Source organism: Microtetraspora sp. NBRC 13810, assembly GCF_030268685.1.
GTDB lineage: Bacteria > Actinomycetota > Actinomycetes > Streptosporangiales > Streptosporangiaceae > BSRQ01.
Genome location: NZ_BSRQ01000024.1, coordinates 37,712 through 50,066, shown reverse-complemented (window position 1 = coordinate 50,066; position 12,355 = coordinate 37,712). Strand labels below are relative to the sequence as shown.

At 72.6% G+C, this 12,355-nt stretch carries 9 protein-coding genes and 1 pseudogene; 2 read left to right on the top strand and 8 right to left on the bottom strand.

Going from position 1 to position 12,355, the window contains the following annotated elements; all coding sequences use genetic code 11:
* Positions 1-53: 53 nt before the first annotated feature.
* Genes QSK26_RS34810 through QSK26_RS34800 form a run of 3 tightly spaced genes read right to left on the bottom strand, consistent with a single transcriptional unit; the run spans position 54 to position 3,191 of the window.
* Positions 54-1,583, bottom strand: coding sequence for a long-chain-fatty-acid--CoA ligase (locus tag QSK26_RS34810; RefSeq protein ID WP_285779585.1), 1,530 nt, complete (start codon positions 1,581-1,583; stop codon positions 54-56).
* 59 nt (positions 1,584-1,642) lie between these two features.
* On the bottom strand, positions 1,643-2,314 hold the full coding sequence (locus QSK26_RS34805) for a (2Fe-2S)-binding protein (RefSeq protein ID WP_285779584.1): 672 nt from the start codon (positions 2,312-2,314) through the stop codon (positions 1,643-1,645).
* A gap of 4 nt (positions 2,315-2,318) precedes the next feature.
* The gene (locus QSK26_RS34800; RefSeq protein WP_285779583.1) at positions 2,319-3,191 is read right to left on the bottom strand and encodes an amidohydrolase family protein; all 873 of its coding nucleotides are present in this window, start codon (positions 3,189-3,191) and stop codon (positions 2,319-2,321) included.
* 147 nt (positions 3,192-3,338) lie between these two features.
* Here QSK26_RS34800 and QSK26_RS34795 point away from each other — a divergent pair, with 147 nt between their 5' ends.
* The gene (locus QSK26_RS34795; RefSeq protein ID WP_285779582.1) at positions 3,339-4,226 is read left to right on the top strand and encodes an SRPBCC family protein; all 888 of its coding nucleotides are present in this window, start codon (positions 3,339-3,341) and stop codon (positions 4,224-4,226) included.
* A gap of 95 nt (positions 4,227-4,321) precedes the next feature.
* On the opposite strand, the gene QSK26_RS34790 is transcribed toward QSK26_RS34795, so the two are convergent.
* Positions 4,322-6,949 carry an alpha-L-rhamnosidase gene (locus QSK26_RS34790; protein WP_285779581.1) on the bottom strand — a complete coding sequence of 876 codons (2,628 nt, stop codon included), beginning with the start codon at positions 6,947-6,949 and terminating at the stop codon, positions 4,322-4,324.
* Between the two features lie 136 nt (positions 6,950-7,085).
* Here QSK26_RS34790 and QSK26_RS34785 point away from each other — a divergent pair, with 136 nt between their 5' ends.
* Positions 7,086-7,997, top strand: coding sequence for an AraC family transcriptional regulator (locus tag QSK26_RS34785; protein WP_285779580.1), 912 nt, complete (start codon positions 7,086-7,088; stop codon positions 7,995-7,997).
* 4 nt (positions 7,998-8,001) lie between these two features.
* Here QSK26_RS34785 and QSK26_RS34780 read toward each other — a convergent pair.
* The 4 genes and pseudogenes from QSK26_RS34780 to QSK26_RS34765 form a co-directional block, all read right to left on the bottom strand.
* Positions 8,002-9,030 (bottom strand): annotated as a pseudogene (locus QSK26_RS34780) (RNA polymerase sigma factor); the annotation flags it as partial.
* Between the two features lie 253 nt (positions 9,031-9,283).
* Positions 9,284-10,405, bottom strand: a complete 1,122-nt coding sequence (locus QSK26_RS34775; protein WP_285779579.1) for an FAD-dependent oxidoreductase — start codon at positions 10,403-10,405, stop codon at positions 9,284-9,286.
* 74 nt (positions 10,406-10,479) lie between these two features.
* Entirely contained in the window at positions 10,480-11,289 is an 810-nt protein-coding gene (locus QSK26_RS34770) for a class I SAM-dependent methyltransferase (RefSeq protein ID WP_285779578.1), read from the bottom strand.
* A 72-nt stretch (positions 11,290-11,361) separates the two neighbouring features.
* On the bottom strand, positions 11,362-12,354 hold the full coding sequence (locus tag QSK26_RS34765) for a DNA polymerase ligase N-terminal domain-containing protein (RefSeq protein ID WP_285779577.1): 993 nt from the start codon (positions 12,352-12,354) through the stop codon (positions 11,362-11,364).
* Between the last annotated feature and the right edge of the window lies 1 nt (position 12,355).

Below are 12,355 nucleotides of genomic sequence, written 5' to 3'. Positions count from 1 at the left end.
ACAAAAGGTATAAAGACCACCCTTAATCCCCTAATAATGGAGTACACCAGGGGTCAGAGCCGGTAGCGGAGGGAATTGCGGATGACCTTGCCGGTGGAGTTCAGCGGTACGGCGTCGCGGAACTCGATGATCCGCGGATACTTGTGCGCCGCCAGGCCCTCCCGCCCCCAGGCGAGCAACTCCTCCGCGGTCACCTCGGCCCCCTGGCGGCGCACCACGACCGCCTTGATCTCCTCGCCGTACTTCTCGTCCGGGACGCCCACGACGACGGCGAGCCCGACCGCCGGGTGGGCGGCGAGGCGGTCCTCGATCTCCCGCGGATAGACGGTGTAGCCGCCGCGCAGGATCATGTTCTTGACCCGGTCCACGATGAAGTAGAACCCGTCGGCATCCCGGCGGGCGAGGTCGCCGGTGCGGAACCAGCCGTCGCGCAGGACGGCGGCGGTCTCCTCGGGCCTGTCCTGGTAGCCGGCCATGACGCAGGGGCCGCGCAGGACGATCTCGCCGACCTCGCCGTCCGCGGCCTCCTCGCCGTCCTCGCCGACCAGGCGCAGGTCCACGCCCCAGACCGGCTTGCCGATGGTGCCCGCCGGGGCGCGCGGGCCGTCCTGCGGGCTGACGCTGACCGCCGTGCCGGCCTCCGACAGGCCGTAGCCTTCGAGGAGCTGCACGCCGTACCGCTCCCGGTAGCGGTCCATCAGCGCGGCGGACAGGGGCGCGCCGCCGGAGAGGGCGACCCGCAGGTGGGCGCAGGCGGCGGCGAGCGCGGGCTCCTCGCACGTCTCGGCCAGCGTCCAGTACATCGTGGGGACGCCGGCGAAGAAGGTGACCCGGTGCTCGGCCATCAGCGACGCGGCCCGCGCCGGGTCGAATCTCGGCATCGGGACCAGGGTGGCGCCGGTGGCGAAGGCGAAGTTCATCTGAACGCTCTGCCCGAGGATGTGCGACAACGGCGCGGCGACCAGGTGGACGTCGTGCTCGGCGGTTCCGTACAGCCGGGCCACCGCGACCGTGTTGAGTACCAGGTTGGCGTGGGTGAGCCGGGCGCCCTTCGGGGTTCCCGTGGTCCCGCTGGAGTAGAGGATCACGGCGGGGTCGGCGGGCTCGGTGGGGTGGTAGTCGCGCAGCGGCGGCAGGCCGGCGAGCAGGCCGTCGAGTTCGGGGCCGATGCCGAAGAAACGGGTGCAGCCGGGCGCCGCGCCGTACCCGATCCGCCCCTCGGACGGCCGCGTGCCGTCGCCGTCGTCGCAGAAGTACGCCCGGGCGCCGGAGTCCACCAGCGTGGCGGCGACCTCGGGCGCCCGGAGCAGCACGTTGATCGGCACGACGACCGCGCCCGCCTTGAGGATGCCGTAGTAGACGACGGGGAACCAGGCGGAGTTGGGGCAGGTCATGGCCACCCGGTCACCCGGCGCGATCCCGGCGGAGACCAGCAGCGCGGCGACCCGGGCGGAGCGCTCGTCCAGCTCGGCGTAGGTGACCCGCCGTGCGCCTCCGGCGGGCCCCCCGAGGTCGTCGATCACCGCGGCCCGGCCGGGATGCTCCCGTGCCGTGGCACCGAGCAGCATCGCCACCGACAACATCGGAGCCTCCCTCCGGCCTGCCTTCTCTTTGTTCTAGCCCGGTGGCCCGAGGAGATCAATCACACCAGGGGGCAGTCGCCGCACATTCCGCCGCCGGGCACCCGGTAGTAGAGGCAGCAGCTCCGCCGGACGAAGGCGCCGTTCGGCGCGATCTCCGCGCTGCCGGCGAGGACGCCGAGCCCGAGCAGTTCGCCGCGCAGCCGCCCGGCGGGCGCCGCCAGTTCCGGCCGGGCCCGCACGACCGAGGCCAGCGTGCCGGCCAGCGCCGAGGCGGCGTTGCCCCACAGCAGGCCCCGCGCGACCCCGGCGGCCTCCCGTACGGCGTCCGCCAGCGGGACCAGCACCCCGGTCATGACGCCGTCGTAGACCTGTTCGGGGCTCGCGCCGGGCAGGGCCGACGGCTTCGGCGCCCACAGCGGGAGCGGGCCGGTCGCGGCGGGCCGCCAGTGGACGCCGTCCAGGTCGAGCAGCAGGCCGTGCGCGGTGAGCAGGCCGAGGACGGGCGACCACAGCCGGGCGGCCAGGCCCTGGTAGAGGATGGACGCGGCGACCCGGCGCTCGGCGGTGCCGAGGCGGCGCGCGGTGCCGTCGATCGCGGCGTCCAGGGCGGCGGTGTCGGCGGGCAGCGCGGTCAGCGGCCGCCAGGCGGGGTCGGCCTCCTCGGCGAGATCGGTGGAGATCACGAAATAGGGGTTGATCTCCGCCAGGTCGGCCAGGGCGCGTCGCAGCATCCCGCTATCCGAGCCCGAGCAGCCGGGCGGCGTTGTGCTTGAAAATGCCGGGCTTCACCTCGTCGCGGATGGCGGTCTTCTCCAGGTCGGCCATCCAGCGCTCGGGGGTGAGCAGCGGGAAGTCGGTGCCGAAGAGCACCTTGTCCTTGAGCAGGGTGTTGGCATATTGCACGAGGAGCGGCGGGAAGTACTTCGGCGACCAGCCGGACAGGTCGATGTAGACCTGCGGCTTGTGCAACGCCACCGCGAGGGCCTCCTCCTGCCAGGGGAAGGACGGATGGGCGAGCACGATCGGCATGTCGGGGAAGTCGACGGCCACGTCATCGAGATGGAGGGGATTGGAGTACTTCAACCGGATCCCGCCCCCGCCCCTGGTCCCTGCCCCGATGCCCGTCTGGCCGGTGTGGAAGAGCGCGGGGAGACGGTGCTCGGCGATGACCTCGTAGAGCGGGTAGACCGCGGGGTCGTCGGGGAAGAAACCCTGGGCGCTGGGATGGAACTTGAAACCGGCGACGCCGTACTCCTCGATGAGGCGGCGGGCGAGCCGGACCCCCGCCTTGCCGCGCCCCGGATCGACGCTGGCGAAGGGGATCACGGCGTCGGCGTGCTCGGCGGCGACCTCGGCGATCTCCTCGCTGGAGGGCACCGGCTCGTCGCCGGTGGCCGTGAGCGTGTCCACGGTGAAGACGACGGCCAGCATCGAGCGCGCACGGTAGTGGGCGGCCAGTTGGCGCACGTCGTACCCGCGGACGTCGGTCTTGAAGTAGGAGCCCATCGCGTCGAGGTCCTCCGCGGTGCCGCGGCCGGACACCGACCGGTGCACGTGGGTGTGCACGTCGATCGCCACCAGGTCGTCGAGCGCGGGTTTGGCACGCATGGCGGGGTGCCCCCTTCCAGAAAGCTAGACAACCCTAGGCATCTTCCTTGTTGCCGGTCAACGAACCGACTTGGATCCCTTTGCCATTACATGCCCCACCAAGTATATAGTCATGTAGGCATATGAGGAGATCAGAGGGGTGACCCCGTGCAGGAAAGCCTAGGAGTGATCGACGGCCGACCGGCGCTGCGCATCGAGCGGCGCCTGGCACATCCGCCGGAGAAGGTCTGGCGAGCCCTGACCGAGCCCGGCCAGCTCAGCCAGTGGTATCCGTTCCGGGCGCTCCGGATGGATCTGCGCCCCGGTGGCATGATCCACTTCGAGGGGGACGGCGGCACGGTCATGGACGCCGTCATCACCGAGCTCGACCCGCCGCGCGTCTTCGCCTTCAGCGAGCACGCCCCGGAGGAGATGCCCCGGGAGAGCGACGACCTCGTGCACTTCGAGCTGCGCCCCGACCCCCCGGACGGCTGCCTGCTGATCTTCACGCACGTCTTCGACGACCGTCCCGCCGCCGCCAGCTACGCCAGCGGCTGGCACAGCTGCCTCGCCGCGCTGGCCCTGCTGCTCGACGAACGCCCCGTCGAGTGGCCCACCAGCTCCTTCGACCTGTACGAGACGTATGTCGCGGAGTTCGGGCTCAACGCCGGGATCACCGAGGAGACGCCCGAGGGCTGGCGGGTCCGCTTCGAGCGCCAGCTCATGCACCAGCCGGTCGACAAGGTCTGGGCCGTCCTGACCGAGGGCGGTTCCGCCGAGGCCGGCGGCCCGCCGCCGCGCCCGTTCACCACCTCGGGCGTCCAGGCGGGCCCGGTCACCGACGTCGAGGCCCAGGCCCGCCTGGAGTACGGCTGGCGGCAGGACGACCGGCCCGCCGGGCGGGTGCGGTGGAAGCTGTCCACCGGGCCCGGCGGCGCCCGGATCACCCTCACCCAGACCGGCCCGGACGACCTCCCCGCCGAGCGCGTCACCGCCCTCACCGCCTGGCAGACCCACCTCGACCACCTCGTCAAGGAGCTCCGCGAGATGAGCTGACCACCGCTCCCGTCCCGGTCGTGCCGCGCGGGCTGTGGGGCCGGAGCGGGCGGCGCCCCGCACGCCTCGGCCGAGGCATGACGCTTCGCCCGGGGTCAGCGGGCCGCGGTGAACTCGTGGGTCCCCGATCCCACCTCGTGGCGGGTGTCGTCGCCCGGCAGGAGCACGACGGCCCGGACGCCGGGCGGGACAGTCACCGCGAGCCGGAACACGCCGTCCGCCACCGTCCACTCGGTGGCGACCAGCCCACGCGGCGACTCGAACCGGGCCGCGGCCGAGGTGAGCGAATCGCCCGGGACCGGCGCGATGACCAGCCGGTCGTAGGCGATCGAGTCGGCCGCCTGGTCGATGCCGGCGACCCGGGAGTAGAGCCACTCCCCGACCGAGCCGAGCGCGTAGTGGTTGAAGGAGTTCATCTCGGGCGCCTGGAAGCCGGCGTGGCCGGTCCAGCCGTCCCAGCGCTCCCAGATCGTGGTGGCGCCGTGCGCGATCGAGTAGAGCCAGGACGGGTACTCGGTCTGCCGCAGCAGCGCGTGGGCCACATCCGCCCTGCCGTACCTGGTCAGCACCGGGCAGAGCAGCGCGACGCCGAGGAAGCCGGTGGTGAGACGGTCGCCCCTGCCGCGGATGTCCGCGACGAGGCGGGCCACGGCGGGCTCGACGAGGTGGGCGGGCAGCAGGTCGAAGGCGAGCGCGAGCAGTTGACCGGTCTGCGTGTCGCCCCGCACGGCGCCGTCCGCGGTCACGAAGGCGGCGCGGAAGGCGTCGCCGATCCGGCCGGCCAGTTCGCCGTACCGGGCGGCGTCGTCGCCGCGGCCGAGCGCCTCGGCGGCGCGGGCCACCACGGCGGCGCTGCGCGCGAAGTAGGCGGTGGCCAGCACCTCGCGCGGCGTCTCCGCGTCGATCTGCAACCAGTCGCCGTAGTGGTTGCCGACCCGGCGCCGCCAGATCAGGTCCGGGTTGCCCCCGGCGATCCAGTCCACCCAGCCCGCCATCGCCGGGAAGGCGCGCTCCAGGGTACGGCGGTCGCCGTACACGCGATACAGGTGCCACGGGATGAGCACGCCCGCGTCACCCCAGCCCGGGGCGCCCTCCCGGTTGATGATCGAGCGGTCCAGCACCGGCGCGACGTCGGGGAACGCGCCGCCGGGCAGGCGGCCGTCCAGCACGTCGCGCATCCACCGGGCGAAGAACGCGGAGACGTCGGCGTTGTAGCAGGCGGTGGGCAGGAAGACCTGGGCGTCGGCCAGCCAGCCGAGCCGCTCGTCGCGTTGCGGGCAGTCGGTGGGCACCGAGACGAAGTTGCCGCGCTGCCCCCACCGGATGTTGGACCACAGCCGGTCGATCAGCGGGTCGGAGCAGGTGAACTCGCCGACGAACGGGGTGTCGCTGTGCATGACCCGCCCGGTCACCTCGACGTCGGTGTGGCCGGTGATCTCGACGTAGCGGAAACCGTGCACGGTGAAGGCGGGTTCGAAGACCTCCTCGGCGCCGCCCTTCGCGAAGTAGACGTCGGTGGCCTCGGCGGAACGCAGGTTCCGCACGTAGAGTTCGCCGGCGTCGTCGAGCACCTCGGCGTGGCGCACCGTCACCTTGGCGCCGGGCCGCGCGCCGCGCAGCGACAGGCGCACCCGGCCGACCATGTTCTGGCCGAGGTCGGCGAGCACCCGGTCACCGGGCAGCCGGGTGACCCGCACCGGGCTCAGGTCGGCGAGGACGCGCACCGGCTCGTCCAGCATGCCGATCAGCGTGTCGTGGTCCTCGCCGGCCACCGCGACGGGCTGCCATCCGGTGTCGTCGAAGCCGGGGTCGCCGTCCCAGCCGGCCGGTTCGAGCCGGGCGTCGGCCACCTCGCCCATGAGCAGGTCGGCGTGCAGGATGTGGCTCGCCGTCTCCCGCCAGGACCCGTCGGTGACCACCACGTCCCGCCCGCCGCCGGCGTACTCCACGACCAGGCGGGCGACGAACCGCGGGCGGACGCCGTAGTGCTCGGCGTGGCGGCGCCGGTCGAAGCCCACGTAGCCGCTCCACCAGCCGTCCGCGACCTGGGCGCCGAGCACGTTCTCCCCGGCGGCGACCAGGTCGGTGACGTCGTAGGTCTGGTACTGCACGCGGTGCCGGTAGTCGGTCCAGCCCGGCGCCAACTCGGCGTCGCCGACCCGGACCCCGTTGAGGAACGGGCGGTACAGGCCGCGGGCGGTCACGTACAGCCGGGCGCGGACCGGCCGGTCCGCCGCCGCGAAGACCCGGCGGAAGAGGCGGACCGGCGCGCTGCTCGCCAGCCGCTCGGGCAGCGGCTCGCCGAAGGTGGGCGGGTCGGCCACCGGATCGGTGACCGGGTCGTGCTCGATCCAGCTCGCCCCCGCCCAACCGGCCGCGCCGAGCAGCCCGGTCTCGAACCACGACGACGCCGTGCCGCCCTCCATCCCGTCCGCGTCCCACACGGTGACCGTCCACCGGTACCGCGTCGCCGGTTCGACGGCGAGCCCGGCGGGCACGACGTTCAACGTGTCCGCCGACGCGACCACGCCACTGTCGTAGACCTCGGCGACCTCGGCGACCTCGGCCGCTTCCGTGGCGATCGTCAGCCGGTAGGCGGTCTGCCCCTGCCCGGCCCGCGGATCCGCCAGCTTCCACGACAGCCGGGGGGCGCGCTCGTCGAGCCCCATCGGCGTCGTACGGCTCTCGCAGGTCAGGTGGTACGGCACCAGCGTGTCGGGCACGGCGGAAACTCCCCTGGGATGTCGCGTCGATCTCAGACAGGATGATGCGCCGACCCGCCGAACGGCACATAGCCCGATATGAACCGGACTTAGCACGAAATTAACCCGCCCAGCTCAGGGGCGGTATCGTGCGGGAATGAGCGAGTCACCCGTCGGAGCGGCCAAGGGGCTGCTGTTCTTCACCGACGGCACGCTGGCCTACGCCGGGCACTCCGTGCACGAGGACGACCATCCCGTGCACACGCACAGCTTCGTGGAGATCGCCGTCGCCGTGGGCGGGGAGGGCGTCCACCACTCGCTCGGCGGCCGGCGGCGGCTGCGCGCCGGTGACGTCATCCTGCTCCGGCCGGGCGTCTGGCACGGCTACGAGGAGTGCCGCCGCCTCGACGTGTACAACTGCTGCTTCAGCACCCGGCTGCTGCACCACGAGCTGGCCTGGACCCGGGAGGATCCGCTGCTGGGATACCTGCTGTGGACCGGCCCCTACTCGCTGGAGCGCAGGGGGATGCTCACCGCCCACCTCGGCGACGCGGCGTTCGGGCAGTGCCTGGAACACCTGGACGCGCTGGACGAGCTGCGCGGGCAGCCCGTCGGGCGGCACCGGGGCGACGTCATCGGCCGGCTGTCGCTCTTCCTCGGCCACCTGGCCCGGGCCGCCGCCGAGGCGCGCGGCGAGCCCGTCGAGGCGAACGGCCCTATCCACCCGGCTGTCGTGGCCGCGATGCGGCTGCTGGAGTCGAGCCTGGCCCACCCGTGGTCGCTCCCCGAGCTGGCCGACCGGCTGCACCTGGCGCCCGGCTACCTGGTGCGGCTGTTCAAGGCGGCCGTGGGCCTGCCGCCGATGGCCTACCTCGCCCAGCAGCGGGCCGAGACGGCGGCGGGCCTGCTCCTGGACACCAACCGGTCGGTCTCCGAGATCGGGCAGTCCGTCGGCTGGTCGGACCAGAACTACTTCGCCCGGCGCTTCAAGGCGCACTTCGGCCTGAGCGCCACCACCTACCGGCTGCGGTTCACCCACGACGCCGCCGCGCTGCACCGCTGGTCGTGACCGCCTAGTCGAGGTACTCCCGCAACGCCTGGGACCGCGACGGGTGGCGCAGCTTGGACATCGTCTTCGACTCGATCTGCCGGATCCGCTCCCGGGTCACGCCGTAGACCTTGCCGATCTCGTCCAGCGTCTTCGCCTGGCCGTCGGTCAGGCCGAACCGCATCGAGACGACGCCCGCCTCCCGCTCGGACAGCGTGTCGAGCACCGAGTGAAGCTGCCGCTGCAACAGCGCGAAGCTCACCGCGTCCTCCGGGACGATCGCCTCGGAGTCCTCGATGAGGTCGCCGAACTCGCTGTCGCCCTCCTCGCCCAGCGGAGTGTGCAGCGAGATCGGCTCGCGGCCGTACTTCTGCACCTCGACGATCTTCTCGGGCGGCATGTCCAGCTCGACGGCGAGCTCCTCGGGAGTCGGCTCGCGGCCGAGGTCCTGGAGCATCTGGCGCTGCACCCGGGCCAGCTTGTTGATCACTTCGACCATGTGCACCGGGATCCGGATGGTCCGCGCCTGGTCGGCCATCGCCCGGGTGATCGCCTGCTTGATCCACCAGGTGGCGTAGGTGGAGAACTTGAAGCCCTTGGTGTAGTCGAACTTCTCCACCGCGCGGATCAGGCCCAGGTTGCCCTCCTGGATGAGGTCCAGGAAGAGCATGCCGCGCCCGGTGTACCGCTTGGCCAGCGAGACGACCAGCCGCAGGTTGGCCTCCAGCAGGTGGTTCTTGGCCCGCCTGCCGTCCTCGGCGATCCATTCCAGCTCGGCCCGCACGTCCACCGGCAGCCGCTCGCCGTCGGTGGCCAGCTGGTCCTCGGCGAAGAGGCCCGCCTCGATGCGCTTGGCGAGCTCGACCTCCTGCTCGGCGTTGAGCAGCGAGACCTTGCCGATCTGCTTCAGATAGTCCTTGACCGGGTCTGCGGTGGCGCCGGGGGTCGCGATCTGCGCGATCGGGGCGCCGTCGTCATCGTCGTCGTCGTCCTCCTCCAGCGCGTCGGCTTCGAGGAGGGCGTAGGCCTCGTCGTCCTCGTCGGGCTTCGCGGGCTGCGGCGAGACCTCGGCGGTCGGCTCGGTCATCTTGGAGGACTCGGTTCGAGTCGAACTGGCAGGCGACACGGATACCTCCTGGGCGACTAGTCCCTGGTCTGTCGTGGCTGCCGCACTGACGAGCGGGCCGCACCTAGATATCTACGTCTAACGTCGCCCTCATCCCTGGAGATTCCCCCAGACGTGCCGAAAGTCTCACTTTGGCCAGCGGATTGCCCCAGACGAGGAAAATTTTTGGCACGTTCCTGGCTCACGGAAGATGGTCGAGGTAGGTGCTGGCCCGGCCGAGCCACGCGGTGTTCAGCCGGGTGGCGAGCCCGTCGGGGACGAGTCGCATCAGGGACGGCGGGCGGTACCTGTCGGTGGTGCTCGTGCCGGAGACCCAGGCGACCAGCCCGGCCTTGCGCGACCTGTGGCGCTCGTAGGCGCGCAGCCGGGCCGCGACCGGGTGGGCGCTCGGGCCGGTCAGCGCCGCCGTCAGCGCCCAGGCGTCCTCCAGCGCCTGGTTGACGCCCTGGGCCATGCTGGGCGGCATGGCGTGCGCCGAGTCGCCGGCCAGCGTCGCCCCGCCCCGCCCCCACACCCGCGGCACCCGCTGCCGGTAGTGCGCGAAGAAGCCCGCGTCCGCGCTGCCCGCCACCGCCGCCAGCACCTCCGGCACCGGTGACGCCCAGCCGCCGAACCGCTCGGCCAGCAGCCCCGGCCAGTCCGCGGCGGGCGTCTCCCCGGCCCGGAAGTCGAACCACCACAGCAGCAGCCCGTCCCCCGGCGGCATCAGCCCGCACAGTCCCTCCCTGCCGTTGATCAGCACCCCCCGGTGCGAGCCGGTGACGTCGATCGGCAGCTCGGTCACGCCCTGCCAGGTCACCCAGCCGGTGGGCCGGGCCGGGTCGCCGCCCTGGAGGTGGTCGCGCACCGGCGACCACCGGCCGTCCGCGCCGACCAGCACGTCGCCGCGGGCCGTCCCGCCGTCCGCGAACACCGCGGTCGTGCCGCGCACCCCGGTGCAGCGCCTGCCGTACCTGATCACGCCCGGTGGCAGGCCGGCCGCGAGAGCCTGTACGAGGTGCTGCCGCCGCACGTGCACGGTGGGCGAGCCGAACCGGCGGGCGGCCCGCGAGACGTCGGCGGTGAACAGGATCCGCCCGTCGCTGGACCACTGCTCCAGCCGGTCGATCCGCCGTCCGAGCCCGGTCACCTCGACGCCGAGGTCACGCAGGATCCCGGTGCCCGCGCTCCACAACGTCACCGAGCCGCCGGCCGTACGCGGCCCGCTCGCCTGCTCATACACCTCGACCTCGTGCCCCACCGCCACCAGCCCCCGCGCCAGTGCCACCCCCGCGACCCCCGCCCCGACCACCACCACCTTCATCCCGGCTCCTCACCGCCACCCTGCATTCCTGAACTGTCTACCTTCTCCGGGCGGAGAGGCCCGAATCCGGTTGGTCAGCGTCGGCAGAGGATTTCGCCGTGCGGGATGAGGAGGCTGGCGTCGGGGGTGGTGGACCAGGTGCGCCAGGCGGTGGAGAGGCGGTGGAGGTCTTCGGGGGTGGCGGCGGCGGAGGCGACGGCCTGGGCGGCCATGTCGGAGTTGAGGACGCGCTCGGCCCACATCTCACCCCACCAGGTGCGGTCCCGGGGGCCGGCGAAGCACCAGGCGGCGGCGCTGGGGGTGATGTCGGTGAAGCCGGCGGCGCGGGCCCAGGAGTACAGGTGGGTGCCGGCGTCGGGTTCGCCGCCGTTGTTCCTGGCGACCTTCTGGTAGAGCGCCATCCACTCGTCCAGTTCGGGCAGCCGGGGGTGCCAGGTGAAGCCGGCGTAGTCGCTGTCCCTGGCCGCGACGACGCCGCCCGGCCGGCACACCCTGCGCATCTCGCGCAGCGCCTGGACCGGGTCGGCCACGTGTTGCAGCACCTGGTGGGCGTGCACGACGTCGAAGGACGCGTCGGGGAAGTCGAGGGCGTGCACGTCGGCGACGACGAAGTCGATGTTGTCCTGGCCGCGGGCGGCGGCCTCGGCCCTGGCCAGGGCGAGGGCGTCGGCGGTGACCTCGACGGCGGTCACCCGGCCGGGGGCGACCCGCGCGGCCAGGTCCGCGGTGATCGTGCCGGGGCCCGCTCCGACGTCGAGCAGCGTCATGCCCGGCCGCAGGTGCGGGAGCAGGTAGGCCGCGGAGTTCTCCGCGGTGCGCCACCGATGGGACCTCAGCACCGATTCGTGGTGCCCGTGCGTGTAGACCGCCTGCTTGTCCGGCATGCCGCGTTCCTCCTCTTCGAGCCAACGGAGGAACGATAGCAAGTTGTCTCACATATCAAGAAGTGTGTATCACTATGTGGATGGCACGAAGACCCAGGCGGCCGACTCCTCCCCCGGCTCGTAGGCCGCGTCCAGGCGTTTGGCGACGATGCCGGGCAGGCCCTGGTCGCGGGCGGCCCGCCGTACCGCGCCCGCCTCGGCGCCCGGCCACGACGGCGCGGTCTGCCAGTGCGGGCCGTTCACGCCCAGCTCCTCCAGCCTGGCCCGGCGCAGCGCGTACGGCTCGCCGAGCAGCGGGCGGCCGTCGTCGTAGAGGAGGTCGTAGCAGACGTAGAACTCGGTGCCGGACAGCCGGACCACCTCGCCGTCGAGCACCACCGCCCTGCTGCCCAGGGTGCAGGCGAACGGGCGCAGCCAGCCGTGCTCCGGCGTGATGTCGGCCGACGTCGCCGACCGTAATGTGAGACGGCCGCCCACGACGTGGGCCAGCGCGCGCAGCCCGCCCCAGGCGAACTCCAGGCGGTGGTCGTCCCTGCCGCGCGGCAGGCGGGCGCGGGTGACCGGCCGCATCGGGGCGAGCGGGCCGGGCGGCGGGTGCCAGGAGGCGGCCGGCGGATCCATCCGGTGGATCATCCAGTTCTTGCCGCGCGTCCGGAAGAGCACGTAGCGGCCGGCCGTGCGGGAGCCGTCGAGCACCACCTTGACCTCGCGGTCGGTCCACTTCTCCGCCGCGTAGGTGCCCCGGTCCCAGATCGTCATCGTGCCGCCGCCGTACTCGCCCTGCGGGATCTCGCCCTCGAAGGCCGCGTACTCCAGGGGATGGTCCTCGGTGTGCACGGCCAGGTGGTTGACGGCGGGGTCGGGCGGCAGGCCCTTGGGGATCGCCCAGGAGACCAGCACGCCGTCCCGTTCCAGGCGCAGGTCCCAGTGCAGGGAACGCGCGTGGTGCTCCTGGATGACGAAGGTGTCGTCGTCGCCCTTCGGCAGCGGTCCCTCGGCGGGCACGGGTTCCGGCGTGCGGGCGGCATCGCGCCTGCCCCGATATCGATCGAGCTTGTGCGCCACG

Bases quoted from the DNA above. Each gene is read 5' to 3' on its own strand.
- QSK26_RS34810 (WP_285779585.1), bottom strand. From the start codon at position 1,583: ATGTTGTCGGTGGCGATGCTGCTCGGTGCCACGGCACGGGAGCATCCC.
- QSK26_RS34805 (WP_285779584.1), bottom strand. From the start codon at position 2,314: ATGCTGCGACGCGCCCTGGCCGACCTGGCGGAGATCAACCCCTATTTC.
- QSK26_RS34800 (WP_285779583.1), bottom strand. From the start codon at position 3,191: ATGCGTGCCAAACCCGCGCTCGACGACCTGGTGGCGATCGACGTGCAC.
- QSK26_RS34785 (WP_285779580.1), top strand. From the start codon at position 7,086: ATGAGCGAGTCACCCGTCGGAGCGGCCAAGGGGCTGCTGTTCTTCACC.
- QSK26_RS34775 (WP_285779579.1), bottom strand. From the start codon at position 10,405: ATGAAGGTGGTGGTGGTCGGGGCGGGGGTCGCGGGGGTGGCACTGGCG.
- QSK26_RS34770 (WP_285779578.1), bottom strand. From the start codon at position 11,289: ATGCCGGACAAGCAGGCGGTCTACACGCACGGGCACCACGAATCGGTG.